The 17,486-nt window shown below is 41.2% G+C and carries 14 protein-coding genes and 1 tRNA gene; 8 read left to right on the top strand and 7 right to left on the bottom strand.

What is annotated here, in order from left to right; all coding sequences use genetic code 11:
* Positions 1–16: 16 nt before the first annotated feature.
* Positions 17–1,099 carry an efflux RND transporter periplasmic adaptor subunit gene (locus OQ267_RS08910; RefSeq protein ID WP_265818511.1) on the bottom strand — a complete coding sequence of 361 codons (1,083 nt, stop codon included), beginning with the start codon at positions 1,097–1,099 and terminating at the stop codon, positions 17–19.
* Positions 1,100–1,432: 333 nt separating this feature from the next.
* Here OQ267_RS08910 and OQ267_RS08905 point away from each other — a divergent pair, with 333 nt between their 5' ends.
* Positions 1,433–2,137, top strand: coding sequence for a RibD family protein (locus OQ267_RS08905; RefSeq protein WP_265835612.1), 705 nt, complete (start codon positions 1,433–1,435; stop codon positions 2,135–2,137).
* A gap of 76 nt (positions 2,138–2,213) precedes the next feature.
* Positions 2,214–3,866, top strand: coding sequence for a carboxylesterase/lipase family protein (locus tag OQ267_RS08900; RefSeq protein ID WP_265835611.1), 1,653 nt, complete (start codon positions 2,214–2,216; stop codon positions 3,864–3,866).
* An 18-nt stretch (positions 3,867–3,884) separates the two neighbouring features.
* Here the strand turns inward: OQ267_RS08900 and OQ267_RS08895 are convergent, their stop codons facing one another.
* The 4 genes from OQ267_RS08895 to OQ267_RS08880 form a co-directional block, all read right to left on the bottom strand.
* Positions 3,885–4,607 carry an MBL fold metallo-hydrolase gene (locus OQ267_RS08895; protein ID WP_265835610.1) on the bottom strand — a complete coding sequence of 241 codons (723 nt, stop codon included), beginning with the start codon at positions 4,605–4,607 and terminating at the stop codon, positions 3,885–3,887.
* Positions 4,608–4,772: 165 nt separating this feature from the next.
* Positions 4,773–4,967, bottom strand: coding sequence for a contractile injection system tape measure protein (locus OQ267_RS08890; RefSeq protein ID WP_265835609.1), 195 nt, complete (start codon positions 4,965–4,967; stop codon positions 4,773–4,775).
* Between the two features lie 112 nt (positions 4,968–5,079).
* Entirely contained in the window at positions 5,080–5,544 is a 465-nt protein-coding gene (locus OQ267_RS08885) for a phage tail protein (protein ID WP_265835608.1), read from the bottom strand.
* 46 nt (positions 5,545–5,590) lie between these two features.
* A complete protein-coding gene (locus tag OQ267_RS08880) occupies positions 5,591–7,171 on the bottom strand; it encodes a phage tail sheath family protein (RefSeq protein ID WP_265835607.1) in 1,581 nt (526 codons plus the stop codon).
* Between the two features lie 814 nt (positions 7,172–7,985).
* On the opposite strand from OQ267_RS08880, the gene OQ267_RS08875 reads away from it, so the two are divergent.
* The 6 genes from OQ267_RS08875 to OQ267_RS08850 all read left to right on the top strand — a co-directional run bounded on the left by OQ267_RS08875 (position 7,986) and on the right by OQ267_RS08850 (position 16,307).
* Positions 7,986–8,882 carry a S1 family peptidase gene (locus tag OQ267_RS08875; protein ID WP_265835606.1) on the top strand — a complete coding sequence of 299 codons (897 nt, stop codon included), beginning with the start codon at positions 7,986–7,988 and terminating at the stop codon, positions 8,880–8,882.
* Positions 8,883–9,246: 364 nt separating this feature from the next.
* The gene (locus OQ267_RS08870) at positions 9,247–9,885 is read left to right on the top strand and encodes a hypothetical protein (RefSeq protein ID WP_265835605.1); all 639 of its coding nucleotides are present in this window, start codon (positions 9,247–9,249) and stop codon (positions 9,883–9,885) included.
* Between the two features lie 262 nt (positions 9,886–10,147).
* Positions 10,148–10,951 carry a hypothetical protein gene (locus OQ267_RS08865; protein ID WP_265835604.1) on the top strand — a complete coding sequence of 268 codons (804 nt, stop codon included), beginning with the start codon at positions 10,148–10,150 and terminating at the stop codon, positions 10,949–10,951.
* 207 nt (positions 10,952–11,158) lie between these two features.
* Positions 11,159–12,385 (top strand): hypothetical protein, encoded by a 1,227-nt coding sequence (locus OQ267_RS08860; protein ID WP_265835603.1) that lies wholly within the window; start codon positions 11,159–11,161, stop codon positions 12,383–12,385.
* 88 nt (positions 12,386–12,473) lie between these two features.
* Positions 12,474–14,207 (top strand): hypothetical protein, encoded by a 1,734-nt coding sequence (locus OQ267_RS08855; RefSeq protein ID WP_265835602.1) that lies wholly within the window; start codon positions 12,474–12,476, stop codon positions 14,205–14,207.
* A 669-nt stretch (positions 14,208–14,876) separates the two neighbouring features.
* Positions 14,877–16,307 carry a DNA/RNA non-specific endonuclease gene (locus tag OQ267_RS08850; protein ID WP_265835601.1) on the top strand — a complete coding sequence of 477 codons (1,431 nt, stop codon included), beginning with the start codon at positions 14,877–14,879 and terminating at the stop codon, positions 16,305–16,307.
* 372 nt (positions 16,308–16,679) lie between these two features.
* On the opposite strand, the gene OQ267_RS08845 is transcribed toward OQ267_RS08850, so the two are convergent.
* Together OQ267_RS08845 and OQ267_RS08840 are read right to left on the bottom strand one after the other, a co-directional pair.
* Complete coding sequence (locus tag OQ267_RS08845) at positions 16,680–16,964, bottom strand: GIY-YIG nuclease family protein (protein WP_088302800.1); 285 nt, start codon at positions 16,962–16,964, stop codon at positions 16,680–16,682.
* A 37-nt stretch (positions 16,965–17,001) separates the two neighbouring features.
* Positions 17,002–17,085, bottom strand: a tRNA-Leu gene (locus OQ267_RS08840).
* Between the last annotated feature and the right edge of the window lie 401 nt (positions 17,086–17,486).

Here is a 17,486-nt window from a genome sequence, read left to right as displayed (position 1 = left end):
GAAGATTAAAGGGTGATTACTCTGCAGCAAGTCTTAACTGGTTAATGACATCCTTCGGATTAGATAGCTTGTATTTGATTTTGTCGCCGTCTTTTACCTTCTGAATGCCTTCAAGCAAAATTTTATCGCCTTCTTTTAAATCAGTACCTACAATGTATAAATCTGGTATTTCGGTTACGATTGTAATTTCTCTTGAATGTACCCTGTTATCGTTTCCAACAACGAATACGTAGGTTTTATCCTGGATCTCATAAGTAGCTTTTTGCGGAATAACCAATGCCTTTTTTAATGGAACCACCATCTGGATTTTACCGGTTTCTCCGTTTCTTAACAAGTTATCCGGATTATTGAAGCGCGCCCTGAAAGCAATGTTTCCGGTCTCATTATTAAATTCACTTTCAATCACCTCTACTTTTCCTTTTGATTTAAGTACTTCGTTATTGGCCAGCAATAAACCAACTTCCTGTCCACCCTTTGCTTTAACCGTACTCTGGTAGGTTAAATATTCAGGTTCTGAAACGTTGAAGTAGGCAAAAACCTGGCTATTGTCTGATAAGCTGGTTAATAACGCACCCTCATCAACCAGACTTCCCAGTTTAAAAGGAATACGATCGATTGTCCCAGCGAAAGGTGCCCTGATTTCCGTAAAAGCAAGGTGCATTTTAGCCATCGCAGTTTCGGCATTGGCCGATTGTAATTTAGCCTTCGCCATCGCCAGCTCATTTTTCGACACTACATTTTTGTCTGAAAGCAATTTTGTATTTTCCAGTTCAATTTCTGCCGCTTTAGTTTCAGCTTGTGCTTTTAGCAATTCAGCCTGTGCCATTCTGGGCATAATTTTAAATAAAACCTGTCCGGCATTTACATGCTGACCTTCATCTACATAAATGTTTTGCAAATAGCCCTTTTCTTGTCCGTGGATTTCGATGTTTCTTACCGATTTAATTTGAGAAACATACTCTTTGGTGTATGAAGTATCGATCGTTAACGGCGTCGTAACCGCATAAGTAACCTCTTCTTCTTTCTCTTCTTTTTTTGATGTACATCCTGTTACATAAAGCAAAACGCTTAAAGCGAGGAACATGACATTTCTTTTCATTTTGTTTTTTGTGAATAGTTATCTGATTTTTTCTATCTGATTAATCTGGGATTGATTCATTCAAGATGACTGCTGTGCAGTTTGCAGTTCCATGCTGTAAATTAGTATACCCCATTCAATTAATACTGATACGAAATAACTACAGATTTATGAAGTTATAATGAAGTTGAAATTCATATTACAGTAATCAGTATAATAGATACTACAGCAGATCGATCATGTTGAGATTCGGAAGAGCGCTATTCCATACATGCTGATGCTTTAGAGCGTAAAGCCAGCGCGCCAAACAAGCCCGGTTAATTTTTGTTAGCTTTTTATATCAGTTAATGCAAGATGAAAAATGAACGACCATATGTAATTTGCCTCATGATGACTTCTGTTGATGGCAAGATTTTAGGTGAAAAATGGGGTAATGGTAAAAAAATGGAAACCCTGAGAGGGAAATTCGAACACATCCATGAAGAAATCGGAATTAAAGCCTGGATAGTAGGCAGAACAACCATGGAAAAGGATTTTACAGATTTCGAAAAACCGATTATAAAGCGTACGCATTCAGCTGTAGACCGAATTGATTTTACCGGTAAGCATGATGCTTCAGGCAGGTTTGCCATTGCCCTTGACGGGCATGCCAGGTTAGGCTGGAAGGAAGCCACACTACAGGGCGATCATGTCATTACCATTTTAACCGAAAAGGTAAAAGACGGTTACCTTGCCCACCTTCAGGAAATTGGCGTGTCTTATATTTTCGCCGGAAAAGATGAAATAGATTTAACATTAGCCTTAAAGAAACTGCGTAAATTGTTCGGAATTGAAAAACTGATGCTGGAAGGCGGTGCGCGCATTAACGGAAGCTTTCTTCAGGCCGGCCTGATTGATGAATTTCACCAGTTGTTGCTGCCCATTGCTGATGGTGGCCTGGAAACATCATCCGTTTTTGAGATTGATCCAAAAATAAAAGAAAATGCAGCTAGCCTGATGAAGCTTAAAAATGTAAAACAAATTGAAGATGATGTCCTTTGGCTGACTTATACATTTTAAAACAATTTAAAAATGACCTATCCGGATCAGCATTTTATAAGTGAAATGATGACCAGTTAACCTGCTATAACCTTACATGTTTACGAAAAAAACCATTCCCCTCCTGCTTACACTACATTTATTTCTTATTTTCAGTGACACTTTTGCCAGAAATGAAAAAATATCATCAGCAAATAAAGCCGTTACCGTAACTGGCGGACGGGTTCAGGGTTCGTTATCAGACAATGGTGTATTATCTTTCAGGGGAATTCCTTATGCCGCGCCACCAGTTGGCGAATGGCGTTGGAAAGCACCGCAACCGCCAGTACCCTGGAAAGGCACCAGGAGTGCGGAACATTTCGGTCCACGGCCTATACAAGATTCCAACCTGTTGTATGAATTCAGGTCGACAGATATGAGTGAAGACTGCCTTTACCTCAACGTTTGGACTGCCGCACGATCTAATCAGGAAAAACGGCCGGTATATGTGTTCATTCATGGCGGTTCATTTATTCACGGAGATGGCTCGCAGCCGGCTTACGATGGCGAAAGTATGGCAGAACAGGGTATTGTTTATGTTTCCATTAACTACCGCTTGGGGGTATTTGGATTTATGTCGCATCCGGAACTGAGTCAGGAATCCGGATATGGCGGTTCGGGGAACTATGGACTGCTTGATCAGGTGGCCGCGCTGGAATGGATCAAGAAGAATATCAGCCAGTTTGGCGGCGATCCCAACCGCGTAACCATTGGCGGAGAATCTGTTGGCGCACAATCGGTCAGTGCGCATATGGTATCACCACTTTCCAAAGGCCTATTTACAGGTGCCATTGCCGAAAGCGGTTCTTTAATAGATGTGCGTACCATGGTGCTGCCATTGAAAAAATCTGAAGCACTGGGTACGGAGTTATCAGGTTTATCGAAATCAAAAACAATCGCCCAAATGCGGTCAATGCCAGCGGAAAAACTGCTAAAACTGGTGGAAAAAGGAAATCCACGACGTTTCAGGCCCGTGGTAGATGGCTATTTCCTGAAAGAAAATCCTGAAAAAACCTTCATGGAAGGCAGGCAGACCAATGTTCCTTTACTGGTTGGATGGAATGCACAGGAAGTACCCGCAGCTGCCTTATTTCGACTTCGCCGCATCAATGCTAAAAATTATAAGGCCGCCGTAGAAAAGATTTATGGGGAAAGGGCTGACGACGTACTGGCACGCTATCCGGGTGAAACCAATGCCGAGGTAAAGCAGGCCGCGAGTGAGCTCATGAGCGACAGGCTCATTAATTACAGCAGCTGGAAACTGGCCGAACTGCATGCAAAAGCTCAATCAGCACCTGTTTACCGATACCTTTTCGCCCACCCACACCCTGGACTCAATCTGCGTACCATCAGGGAAGGCAATGTTTTCCAGGTTTTGATCAAGAAACTGCTGAATAAAGTGATTACCGGTACCTCGTTTCATGCTTCGGAAATTGAATATGCGCTGGGCAACCTTGAGGTGCAGGATAATTATGCCTGGAAAGCTGAAGATCACCAGGTATCCAGACAGATGCAAAGCTATTTCGTCAATTTTATCCGGAGCGGAAACCCGAATGGTGCGGGTATAGACGGCATTTCACTCACCAACTGGCCAGCTTACCATAACGGAAATAAGGGAGAATTTTTACGGATAGCCATCAACAGCAAAGCTGAGGCTGACGCCACGAAAGAAAGATATTTATTTTTTCAGCACCTGAATGAAACAGAATAATCAAGGAATGATCAGCTGTTAAAATTTCATGATCGGGTTTTCAAGGTCGTGGTAAAGCAATACCGTCCAATTTTGCTTTTTGCCTTCCTCCTCCCACTCCTGACGTGATTCGAGTGCCTTTTTACCATCAAAATCATTTTTAAAAGCCAGGGGATATTTTAAATAATTTTGCTGTGGTAGATTATCCGCGCCATAAAAAATGGTTTCCTCTTTTTCCTTTACCCAAAACACCTGATGAAAAGGCGTATGTCCGCCGGAAACCTGGTAAGTAATTCCATCTGTGATATTCCCCTGGTCATCGTCTAACAGCACCACATTGGGCAGTTTGGCCAGCTGTTGCAGCATTTCCATCCGGTAAGAAGGGTTTTCTGTCTGCGTGAGGGCAAAATCCAATTCCCGCCGCTGAAGATAGATCATAGCATTTGGAAAACTATCCATTAACTTTCCGTTTGAAAAGTAACCCATCCCATCAATATGGTCTTTGTGAAGATGTGAAATCAGCACTTTTGTAATTTGCTCCGGCTTGATATTTTCATTTTCTAAACATGCTACAACCGGAGGCATTTCCTCCTGACTGGAATTCAAACCGGTATCCATCAGCACATAATCATTTTCAGTCATCACTACAAAAGGCTGGATGGCCACTTTTGTTCCTGCAGCAGTAGAGTCTGATGCTATTAATGTAAATTTCTTTTTTGGATTAACGGTGTAGTTTCCTTGTTTCAGGGGGATTACTTTCATGCTATTTGTGGTGGTTCAATTTAGATCCGATGATTTAATATGGAATAAGTATTAACAGATGGAATCCATTCCTGTTTGCCTGACCGGGAAAATTGCGCCTTAAAGTTTTGTCCTTAAACAATGATCATCTGGTTGATCTGAAGATTTACGCCAAATTGATCCGGTTCATAAAGACTCCGCTGTTGCTAAAAACTGGAGATTATGAACAGCCACAGCCTGCTTTCCAGGCAGGAATGCTTTATTATGGTCTATAAGCTTTAAAAGTTCAAAAAGCATGGCGATATAATTATTCTTAAACACCAGCCCTGCATTTTGGACAGGAATACTCCCTTTAAATATTTCTTCCGGTGGATTGATCATAAGTTCCGGATGACTTCCTTTTTGGATTGAAGTTTAACCGGTTTTGCTTTCCTGAAAGGCGGCAGCTTCTGCTTTGACAAAAAGTTCAAAACAGAAGCCTGCCGTGTATTCTTTATTTACCATTGGTGATGGTTAACTGTTCATGTGCGATTTCGATGGTGTCAACCGCTACCTCATCGCCGTCCGATTTTAAATCGGTACTGGTCATTTTGATGGGCCATGCATTGCTGAGCGACCATTGCATCGTTACGTTACCCCCTTCATCCAATAACTTAATCAGCATGGTTCTCCTTTTAATGGTATTCATCTTAATTTCTTCATACCAGTTCCAGAAGGTATTGTCATTAACGAAAACGCCCCTCTTCATTGTCACCTTACCATATTTGGCAATGCCGGGCATTTTTACTGTTGAGAAGAGTTCGCTGCTGCCTGTACGGTATGCTATCACCTGCGTTTCGACATCCAGTCCGGAAACTTCCTGAAAAGCCACGCCTTTTAACTCCGGTCCAAAGTCTACCTCAAACCTAAACTTAGGCATGGGCCATGTGGAGCCTTGTTTATTGCCGTCGTCTGCCATAATTGTATGTATTTTATTAATTGAAAATAATTTGCCCGACTAATTGCTATGCTGAAACCGGCATTTTCTGCTGGAAAGTCAATACAATAAACTCTGCCGGACGAATCAGGGCTACTCTTACCACCACGGTCATGATGCCATTCAGCACATCATCTGCGGTCATGGTCGTACCCATGCCACAGGCTACAGAAAATGCATCGGCAGGTGTTGCGCCCATTAATCCGCCCGCTTTCCACATGGAGGTCAGGAAACTGCCAATCATTAATTTCACGGCTTCCCAGGTATTTCGATCATTGGGTTGAAAAACGTATGGATGACAGGCCATTTTACAGGATTGCTCCAGGAATGTCACCGTCCGACGCACCGGGATATATTTCCAATCCTCGCTATTGCCCTCCAATGTACGTGCACCCCAAACCAAAATGCCGATGCCCTTAAAAAAGCGGATGGCATTAATAGATTTACCGGAAACAGCATCCACATTTAAACTGGCTTGCTGACTTTCGGATAGATTGATCGGCAGTGAAGATGCACCTACAATACCTGTATTGGCAGGTGCCTGCCAAGGGCCCACCTGGTTATCAATAGTGTTAATTACCCCAGCCATGGCACCACTTGGCGGTAATATATTCGCTCCGGCCAACACCTGACTGATGATCGTACCATAAGTTTTACTGGCAATCTGCAAAGCATTGTGGTATTGCGCTACGGTTAAAGGTGCACCTTGAGGATTGGCAATATTGGCTAAAATCTGTGCTGCTGCCGGATTGGGATTATTAGCAGGATTTAAAAGTGGTGCCAGTTGCTTGGTATCTCCACCAAACAGATTGGTATAATCTATATCCGAAGTTTGCATGGTGGTGGTACCAATAAAAGGATAATATGCCGCTCCATAATCCAGCCCCACCACCCCGGTATTGTTTCTAAAAGTCTGAATATCCTGTGTGTATAAAACCGGATCAGGATTTCTACCGCCGATAACATCAAATATAGACATGGCGGTTTGCATTTGCGTGCATTGCAGCAACATGGCTTGCATTAAGGTGCCATTATCCGCTACCGACAATAATGTTGCTTCCGGGCAGATATACAGGGTGGGTTCCGGCTCATTCAGCAACAACTGCAGCCCAGCGGTTAAATCGGTCAGTTTCACATGAGGATTGACCAAAGGCGCACCTGCCGCCAGAGGGCTTTTAGATGGTGCACCATAGGTACCCACAGAAACAATATAGGCATCACCACCACCATTTTGGTAAAACATGCTAATGCTGTTGTAGAGGTAGTATATGGTATTCGGATCCGGAAGTATCGAATAGTAGTTGCCCTCAATGATCAGGCAGTTCTGATCAGCAGGTTTCGATTGCTGCTTTACCAGGTAATATTCCGGGCTGTACTGTTTCGCCGGACTTGCCGGTGCCGGCGGATCAGGGTAACAGTAAAAGGCCTGAAAATCTGAAAATGACGTGATCTTTTGCGGAACATTGATATAAGATTTCCCCTCGTACATGGCTTGTGGCGTATAACCGATAAATGCGGGTACGGCAGTGGCTACGGGCACCACTGCATTGGGAAAAGCATTGAGTTCATTGATGTAAACCCCTGGCGACTGGATATTAGACGAGTTCATAAGCGTTAATTTTTAATCATGGTGTTAAGTTTTAGATAAAGATATAAAATTTGAGAAAAGCCTGATTGACTATGGTATTTATTCGTCCAATTTCTCAGGCATGAGGTTCCGTATTTTTAAATAAGAATTGGGATAACCATTTTTTTGCTGCGCCCAACAATTGGGAAATGAATGATACAAAACGCTATCTAATCTAATATCGCTTTTCATTTAAAATTCCTAAATTTTAGTCCGGTCAAAATGATTTTAAAAAAATCATCTTCCAGATATATAGTAAAAAGATTGAAGTGGAATGTAGCGTTTTAAGCAATCGAATCGTATAAATAGTAAATAGCAAACGAAACCGTGTTCTTGATGCTTACTGAATATGTATTAAAACCAGACCATGGCGGAACAAAGCAGTATAGAGGAAATCTTTTTCAGATGTCTCTTGCCATATCAATTTGAGAAAAATGGCTTAGCCTATTCCATGGTAATTTGAAGCCTTTTCTGTTATTCGTAATTCAATTACCTGTTTTTTAGATGTTTACAAAATACAAAACCTTTTTTATTCTTCGAATTTCGGTAAGCTGCCAGGATATTTACTTTCCTGACTATGAGAAAAGCGGACAGCATTTTTGTGAAAGCAAAATTCACGAAAAAGACAGGCGGAATTTGAGCGTCAACCCTATCAAATACTTTTAGCCTTCTAAGCTCATATATTATGCAAGCAAAAACAGTATTATCCGTTTTATTCATAATCTTTGGAATATCGTTCCAGTCATGTAAACGAAATAATCCAATTCTTCCAGGAAGTGATCTGGGCGTCCCCAAAATGGAGGAAATATTAAATGGTAAGGACCAAGATCTGATCAACCTGCTCAACAGGGTAAGGGGAAGCGTTGGAAGACGAGGTTCTGGGTCAAAAACAATATGGAGCAGAAAAAACGATTATGGCCTGGGATTGTATATAAGCGCCAATCATGTCTATAACATCACTGGATGGAATTCCCGAAATGCCCATTTTTTTAATTTATCATCTGAAAACCCTGGCATTTTCGAAACGTCACAAATTCCCCCGGTTAACGGAAGCATAGCCTTAGGCCATACGCTGACAGCAGATTTTCCCTTCATTCATTTTAATATTTCTACCGGTGCTACCAATACGACGCTATTACCGGCAGAAGATTTTTATATAGGCATCATCGATAATCAACGAGCTGAGCAAAGTCCACTGGCCAATTACCCTGAGCTTGTTAAAACCTCGGTACCTTTGCAAATGTACGATCCCGATAACCGTACCAAAGCAACTCCAACCTGGAATATCGCTGTTGCAGGTGAAAAGGTAATTGCAGTGGGCTATCCTCAGGATAATGCCAATTACCCCAATGGAGCAGTTGCTTATGGAAAAATATTATCCGATACAGAAGCGACGCAAACCATCCAAAAACTGAAGATTGCCGGAGACACCGAAGGAGATATACCGTATAATTCGAGTGCCGAATTTTTAATAGATGCGCAGGCAATAGCAGGGATGAGTGGCGGAGGCGTATTTAATGCCGATGGGCAATTATTGGGTATCATGGTTAGAGCAAGCGACAAGGAAAATGCTCCCAAAATCATCAGAGCAGTTAAAATCGCTCATATTAAATCTACTATGATCGAATTTTACAATAGCCTGCCTGAAACGGATAAGAGCAGAATAAGACCATTTATAAGTGGTGAATTATGATCAGTCGTGAGATTGAGTAAGATAAATTTTGACGCATGCTTCTTTAGAATACGCTATTATTGAAATCGAAATATACTTTGATGCAGTTTAGGATGACGCCCCCAATTAATTTTGTAATAATTTAACTTGCGGTTTGCTGCAACCGTAATAATTAACATTTTTCTTTGAGATTTGAGATTTTGTTTCTAAATTGCTGATGCGAAATAATAATAAACAGAATTTTCAACTTAGACAGAGAAGCAATTAAGTAAGCAAATCAATTTTTAACAATATTCCTGGGTGAGCGGTTTGGCACCGTATCTAAATTTTCTCTGAAAAGAGTTTATTGTTGTTTCGCAGCACCCAGGATCTTTTTAACAATGTTATGCGAAACAACAATTGTAAAAACCAAAACACACAGCTCCCTGCTCAGGTTGCAGCTGAATCAGCCAACATGAATATATTACCTGCCATTTGTGCGGTAAAGGCCACCTTACATCATATTGATGGAAATGTTTCTGAAATCATGATGACTTTGCCACGCTATACCGGATGGGCAGAATTTTTAGAAGATGGGCAAAATGCTATTCGGGAATATGTGTATCAGCTCACCCGGCATTGGATTCAAATTACCCATTTCTTTATCGAAACCGGAACCATCACCGCCAATGGCACAATAGCTTCCTGTTTTTTGCCACGCAGGTTCGATATCCCTTTAGGCAAATTTTATAAACCAATGGTACCAGGTGCCTGGGTAGCAGCCACTCAGCACCCGCATCACCCCAAATACAACCAAAAAGGATCGAGCAAAAGTTTATCGGCATTGATGGCTATTGCAAGCAACAGAAATGATGTGGTTTATCATCAAATAGAAGCTAATATAATGCTTTGTGGTATTCCATTCGAAAGTAAATCGGCCTACTTCGAAAAAGGTGATATTCCTTTAGGGTATTTTGAAAAGAACGGAATCGAATATCTGGTGATTTATAGTTATGTGGTTGGTGGGAAAGGGAGTTTTGAGTGATGACTGGCTAAACTAAATTTAAGCCCTTGCGGATGGTGAGGGCTTTTTATTGCTCATAGCACCTAAGTTGAGAAGAAAAAAATTCATATCAATATACCACATATCAATATTTTCTAAAGACTGGATTAACCTTTAGAAGATTATTCTAGAACAAAGAAGTTTTTTATATTTACTATTCCACAATACCTTAACGATAAGTGTAAATAGATTAAAAGTTATTTACCTTTATTTATAAATTTAACTTTTAAATCAATTTAACGCCTTGGAACAAAATACAATAGACACAATAATAAAAATTGCTACACTAGCTGTGCCAATAGGCGCAGTTTTTGTTGGTATAGGCCTAGAACGCTTTAAAGCTAGGTATACCGTTTTAGGAAAAAACATCGAAATTAATAAGATCGGAGCTTCACTATCTGACGTTAATTATGGGGAAATAGAAATAAAATATCAAGGTAATGAAATAAAAGGAAATTTACTCTTTCTCACAGCGACCCTTATAAACTCATCATGGACTTCAATACCTGAACTAACAATCAAATATGGCTTTCTGGAGCATGTAACTATTTTACAATCTAGGTCTTTTTTGATATTTGACGAAAATACTTACGAATTGGTTTTTTCTGAAGCTTTTAATAGTCATTTTAAAAAAACATTCGATGACGGAAAATTAGAAGAAAAACCTGCCAATTATTCAAATGACTTAGGTTATGTCACACGACACAGAGAATACATTACACCTTACTTAAATAAAGGGCAAAAGATTGTTACAGAATTCTTAATCGAAACAGGCAATCAAACAGAAAATGTGATGGTACTTCCATTAAAGGAAAATATAAAAATTGTTGGAGTAAATGATGAAGAAACAATTAAAAGAAATAGAATGAACTATATTCATTTACTAGCTTCTGTCTTTTATATAGCAACGGCTATTATTCTTTTCTGTATTGATATCACCAAAAAAGAGAGTATCTGGGTTATGCTTATTAACTCTCTGACATGCTATTTATTTGCCTGGACAACCTGGTTTATAGTTAGATATGTCAGATATGTATTTGTGAAGTGATAAATATCTGCTAATTAGCTAATATTTTAAATTGTCTGTTTTTTTCGATATTTATGATATCTCAGAACTAAATTTTGAAACATCCCCTTTCTGCCCATAGATTTAAGAGCAGCTACTCTACGGAGTATAGTGTTGGGTTTCAGATTTACACATTGCTTTATTTTCAGTCTGTCTTTCCCTATTTTTATATTTTAATTATTACTTTTTATGATCGCCCCGACCAATATCCATCCCCCAAAGAACTGGCAAGATTTTGAAACCCTTTGCCTGAAACTATGGGGTGAGATCTGGCAAATCCCCCATGAGATCGAATTTAATTCAGATAATGCGCAGGGACAACATGGCGTGGACATTTATGGTCCGATAGATGGTGGCATATCTTTTAACGGGGTTCAATGCAAGAATAAAAAACTTAATCTGATTGATGGTTCCCCGAACCGGATTACAATCAGTGACATAGATGCGGAAATCAATAAAGCATTCAATTTTAAACCGGCCTTAAAAAAACTTGTTATTGCCACATCACTGCCAAAGGATCAGAAGATCGAGGAACATGTGCGTATCAAAAGTGCGGAACACGCCCGACAAAACCTGTTTACGATACAGATTTGCTTCTGGGAGTTTTTTGAGCGCAAACTGCCCGAGTTTCCAAAGGTTAATGATTGGTATCTCAAACACGAGGACTTCCAGCGTCCGGCATCAATGGAAATCAGTTTTTCAGACGGCGGAAAAACTAAAGCCTTTCACCCCAAATATCAAAAAACAATTACCCGGTATACCACAGAAAGGCCTCCTGAAATAAAACTACCCGAAAACCTGGCCATGCTTAGCCGTACGGGGATCAGTATCGAGCAGTTTATGGAATCGGCTAGGCAAAGACAGGAAAAGCACGACAAAACTATGGAACTGCTTTACCCAAAAATTGAATGGCGACAAAACTGCTGGATGAAGGTCTTTATCCAGAATACGGGTCAACGGATTATTGAAGATTTCAAGGTAAGGCTTGATTTTTCAGGAGACTTTATAGAAGTTGGTGCAGAGAGGCGGAGTGGCTTGGCAAACCAACATTTCCGCAATAATGTAAAGGAATATAGCAATTCAAATAACAGCTTATATATACAACCCAGCGAAAAGATACTGGTCCAGAAAGACAGTTTTACCAGCGGCAGCTTCTACATTAAACCCTTTTGGGACAGGGCCTGCGAAGTCACGCTGAAATGGAAACTTCTGGCTAGGGATTTTGAAGACACGGGCGAGTTATTGATCAAAATTGAGCCCAAATACTTTGTGGTAGAAAATAAAGTTTATGTCATTTCCGCTGAAGAGGAAAGGGTAACAACAGAAATAGGCCTGATCAAACGTGCAGGTTCATATAATGTTTTCCACGGGACCAGCAGGTATACAGATAGGGAATCTGATTATACATTTGAATAGTCCGCACCTCCACATTCTGGAATAGCTCTGCCCGGTGCTGGCCGGGAATCAGTTACAAAAAATATACACCTCACTTAACGTTCCACAGATGAGCTCCAAAAACAAACCCCTCATTTTCCTTTTGCCACTACTGCCCTACATTTTCCTCAAATACCAAAAGTTGAGTTGTTTTCCCGATGCGCTTGGGCTACAGCGATTGGATCCGGGTGACTATTTCGGGCTGATCCTCAACATCACAGCATCCGTTCTTGGCGTACTCATCACAGTAGTACTGCTGATGTTCCAGATGAACAAGGATACGCTGTTAAGGAGGAAAGGGGAAAATTTCACGGACAAACCCATGATTTTAACCATCATCGTGGTTTCCCTATCCATTCTCGTACTTGGATTTATATCATATATAACCATTCCCAAATTCCTCAGTAGCCAGGATGTAACGATTGGCTATTTGATAGGCTATCTGTTTATCGGCTTTATTGCACTGATTTTTCCCGCCATTAAGGACATTTTGGACGAACTGAATACTTTAAAGATTGCCGGCGATAGGATAAAATCACTTGTGGTTACCGACTTTTTCAGGGATGAAATTCAGCTGAATGATTATACCAGCCTTGGTTCGGACCATCCGCTCTCCAGGATCAGGCATGATCTGACCATCGCTGTGCGCAACGGAGACTACGAAGCCTACACACAGATCCTTTCAGAACTAAACATACAGGCCGGAAAACTTTACGGAAACGGAAGCAATAGAATCCTTACCCATGGCATAATGAACGGACTTAGCTACGTTTGGAAGGAAAGTATTTTTGAGGCTTCTAGAAATAACATCAAGCAATTTTACAGATCACTTTGGGATACCTTGGGCAACCTGTTTGCTGACGCTGCTACCGAAAAAGCCCCATTGCTCCATTTTCAGGAATTGGAGCACTTTATTTACGAACATATCCAGTTTCTTAGCCGCAACAATATGGGGGATGCATTAACCGAAGGGGTTTGGATGCTGGCAGAAGCATTAGGGAAAAACCTAGGTAATAACAGCCCAACTCAGGATCAGATCAGCGAACTTTACCACCGCTATGATGATCGGGAGCCAGTTGCACATAATATTAATGCATCAATGCAGTGGCATTATATCAAAAGGTTTTTAGGGTTCATTGAAAGTATCCAACTGTCCGCGATTGAAAATCAGGACAGGGAACTATACCAGACGTGCGGCTTTCACAGCAATAGCATACTCAATGATATTGCGCACGAAACCTACCCCTTGTTGGGAGACTATCAGGTAGCGGATCTTGCTATAGATATTATATGGCATCAAAAAGAATTCAGTAAAAACGCAATCAAAGCCGGGCTCTTCAACAACATTTTTAGTGGTTACGAAATCAATACCCATTTTATCTCGTACGCAATCCGTAAACAGGCATTTTACCTAAAAGAAGTGATGCGCTCGATCAGTGATTTCATGGTGACTTCCCAAAGAAATGGAAATCTGGCTGCAGATACCATTGTTATGTTCGGAGCGATAGGCCGACATGCATGCGCAATGTATGTGGGCAATCAAATGGCAAACAAAGTCGTAGGATATGTTGTCCGTACATTTAAACAAATGAAGGACGATATTGAACTCGATCCCTCACCTGTCAAAACACCAAACTATTTAGAAATCAAAAAACAGCTGGAATCGCAAAAAGCCTTTCTGATCAGGGATAATCCTGATCTGGATGCACCAATATTGATCCAGATAGCTGAAATACTTTCCGCTTTCAATACAGTTGAATCAGATACGGAAACCGACATCGTACCTTGGGATGAACAGGCTTAAAGTATAGATTACATTCAATCACCATTCCCACCTAAAAAATCGTGGTTTTTGGTCAAGGGCCTAGCCGAGCGGACGACAGTAGCCTTTCAAGCGCAAATCTTAGCGGTTGCGGAACTATTGTGGCTGACTTGTGCTTTCCAAAAACTTAATAAATTATTATTCATAATAATCATTTTATCAAAGCGCAAATCAATAGGAATGGAGCCAAGATTAAAAAACCTGAACTCTGGTTTAAGTACCGATCAGCAGGAATAATTGAATATTTAAATCACTCTCTTTCCCAATGTGTTTGATATCATGCAGGGATAATGTGGACTAACCAATTTATTTGACCCTGCTGCACCAACCCTTAACTACCTGTAAGTGCATTGAAAATTAGGATGTTATAATAAAATTACATTTAGCGAGATGAGGCCAGTTAATAGAGGCTTCCCCTATCAATTCAGCCAAATAAATCAGGTAAAGAAATCAAAACCAATCATCGAACGTGGTGAAACAGGGAGTTACCGTGGCGAAACAAGCATTAAACACCAGCATTCTACCCAATTGCAATTACCCTGCTCTTTGTTAATATTAACTTAACACAACAGACATCTTTTCTCCATACCTTCGTGCCGCATTGAAAAATGATCTATGTTAACGCGAACAACTAGACATTAAAATCAAAGCGTGAAATTAAAAAACATCCTTACCTATTCAGGATTTATCGGCATCCTGATCCTATCCTCCTGTTCAAAAAAAACAAGCATCGGAGATGAAACACCAACCACACCACCAAAATCGCCAACTGCTTATGCCATAACGGAGACTTTCGAATCTGGCAGCAAAGGCGCTTATGCGTTAGACAGCGTTCAGCTACTCACCGGCAAATGGACATTGAGCGATGCGCTGCTGGGCAATCTTGCAGCTGATGCTAAGGACGGCGCGAAGTCTGTCCGGTTAAGAACAGGTTACCTATCCATGAACTTTGATATTGCAGGGACTCAAATGATTTACGTTTCCCATGCCAAATATGGAACAGACGTCAGTTCAACCTGGCAGCTTCTGGCTTCTACCGATGGTGGTAAAACCTTCACGCAGTTAGGTACGGATATTACAGAAACCAGCACCACACTGGTGACCGATTCTTTTAAGGTGAATACAACAGGCAAAATACGCTTTCAGATCAAAAAAGCCGGTACAACCAGGATCAACATCGACGATATCATCTTTAAAGGTACAGGTGATCCGGGCATTAACGTAGGTGGAGCGGATACGGATCCTGTGGATAACGGCGGCTCCACAGCAAGCCCCGGAAGAGACACGCCGGATGCAGGTGCGGATGCACCACCGGCCGGAGGTGATAATTCCAACCTACTTTTCGGCAACCCATCAGGCGCTACGGCCAACCTGGTTTCAGCAGAAAATTACCTGATCGATCAAAAATATTACACCGAGAGTTACAGCATGACCCGCGGAACACCAAACTGGGTAAGCTGGCACCTGGATCCGAACAACTTTACCGGTGCAGCAAGCAGAAAAGACGATTTCGCTTCATTTACAGGCCTGCCGGCAAATTGGTACCAGGTACAGAGCAACAGCTATTCAGGTTCCGGTTTTGACAGGGGGCATAACTGTCCAAGCGGTGACCGTACAAGCTCAAATACTGCCAATTCAGCAACTTTCCTGATGACCAACATGATCCCTCAGGCACCGAACAACAACCAGAAAACATGGGAATCTTTTGAAAGCTATCTCCGCGCCCAGGCATTGAACGGATACGAGGTTTATGTGATCATGGGAAGTTATGGCACAGGCGGCATTGGTTCGGCAAGCGCGTCGGTAGTGAACACCATCAACAATGGCAAAGTTACCGTGCCGGCAAACGTATGGAAAGTGGCTGTACTTCTAAAAACGGGAGACAATGATATCAGCCGCGTGAGTAGTTCTACACGGGTTATTGCCATCAACACACCCAACGTCAACAGCACAAATCCAAGCTGGAAGAACTATATTGTGTCTGTCCGCGATATAGAAAGTGCAACGGGTTATAATTTACTTTCAAATTTACCGCAGAACATACAGGACGTGGTGGAGAAAGTGAAAGATCCTGGTAACTAAAATCAGTTATTAACTTGAGGATATAGCTATTCCCCCTACAGAGGCGAAATTTGCATCCCATAAACAAGCCGCATCAAAAAAATTGATACGGCTTTTCTGTTTAATCCAGAAAGCTATTAATCAAATCACCAGATTGCTTGAAATTGATATGTATCAAGGCCAGAAAAAATCAGACTTTTAAGTTACATTATTGGCTTGGTCAGGTAAGATATAAACTGAAGCTATAAACAAAAAAGCTTCGGTAGAACCGAAGCTTTTAAAGTACCCAAGAGGAGATCCGATAGCTATCGGATCGAACTCCCACACCCATACAGGCGCCAGCCCCTCAAGCTGGTGCGTCTACCACCCCGATAGCAATCGGGGTCGCCACCATTATCTGTACAGCATAATCAGCTTGGTCTGAATATCTTCGTATTTTTTTAGGTTTTCTATGTAAGTTCTACTTTTCATTTTTTTAATATGCAGTTCAATCTGTCTGGCTTGCTGGTATGCCAAATCATTGATATGAAGAAAAAGTTCCCAGTCAGTAGCTTTGCTCGTAAAACTATCAGGATAAACACCTTGTAAATGCTCATCTAGTCGTTGGGATAAATCCAGGCAACTACCAGTATAATAACGGTTCAATTTTTTGGAGAAAAGAATATAAACTGACGCCATATAACAAGAAAGAGTTTGGTAAAAACCAAACTCTTTGTACCCAAGAGGAGATTCGAACTCCCACACCCATACAGGCGCCAGCCCCTCAAGCTGGTGCGTCTACCAATTTCGCCACCTGGGTATTTTTACTACTTAATCATTCCCGAAGGCGTCTACCATCCCGATAGCAATCGGGACCGCCCACCTGGGTTTGAATTGTTGCAAATATATAAATTAACCATAGCGCTTTGCAACATTCATCAAATATTTTTTGAACTAAAATTCCGGATAGCTAATCTTAACCTGGTCAACCCGATACAGTAACACAACTTCCTATGGTAAACTTATTTCAGTATGGGACACCGGATAAGGCAGCTACAGAATCGTAACTGTTTTGACGGACTTTCGACGCATTTAAGTCGGGGTTTCGTCGGACTTATGACAATTGTACCCGAATAAAGGCCGGCGTAAATCAGGAGTAAATACAACTTATTGGTTTATTAATCAGCAATTTGCTATATTGTATTACATAAACTAATGCCA

The organism is Pedobacter sp. MR22-3 (assembly GCF_026240075.1).
GTDB lineage: Bacteria > Bacteroidota > Bacteroidia > Sphingobacteriales > Sphingobacteriaceae > Pedobacter.
The sequence above is the reverse complement of the archived record's forward strand: the minus strand, read 5'-3'. Positions and strand labels throughout refer to the sequence as shown.

Coding starts and splice junctions, on each gene's coding strand:
- OQ267_RS08910 (WP_265818511.1), bottom strand. CDS start 1,099: ATGAAAAGAAATGTCATGTTCCTCGCTTTAAGCGTTTTGCTTTATGTA.
- OQ267_RS08905 (WP_265835612.1), top strand. CDS start 1,433: ATGAAAAATGAACGACCATATGTAATTTGCCTCATGATGACTTCTGTT.
- OQ267_RS08900 (WP_265835611.1), top strand. CDS start 2,214: ATGTTTACGAAAAAAACCATTCCCCTCCTGCTTACACTACATTTATTT.
- OQ267_RS08895 (WP_265835610.1), bottom strand. CDS start 4,607: ATGAAAGTAATCCCCCTGAAACAAGGAAACTACACCGTTAATCCAAAA.
- OQ267_RS08890 (WP_265835609.1), bottom strand. CDS start 4,967: ATGATCAATCCACCGGAAGAAATATTTAAAGGGAGTATTCCTGTCCAA.
- OQ267_RS08885 (WP_265835608.1), bottom strand. CDS start 5,544: ATGGCAGACGACGGCAATAAACAAGGCTCCACATGGCCCATGCCTAAG.
- OQ267_RS08880 (WP_265835607.1), bottom strand. CDS start 7,171: ATGAACTCGTCTAATATCCAGTCGCCAGGGGTTTACATCAATGAACTC.
- OQ267_RS08875 (WP_265835606.1), top strand. CDS start 7,986: ATGGAGGAAATATTAAATGGTAAGGACCAAGATCTGATCAACCTGCTC.
- OQ267_RS08870 (WP_265835605.1), top strand. CDS start 9,247: ATGCGAAACAACAATTGTAAAAACCAAAACACACAGCTCCCTGCTCAG.
- OQ267_RS08860 (WP_265835603.1), top strand. CDS start 11,159: ATGATCGCCCCGACCAATATCCATCCCCCAAAGAACTGGCAAGATTTT.
- OQ267_RS08855 (WP_265835602.1), top strand. CDS start 12,474: ATGAGCTCCAAAAACAAACCCCTCATTTTCCTTTTGCCACTACTGCCC.
- OQ267_RS08845 (WP_088302800.1), bottom strand. CDS start 16,964: ATGGCGTCAGTTTATATTCTTTTCTCCAAAAAATTGAACCGTTATTAT.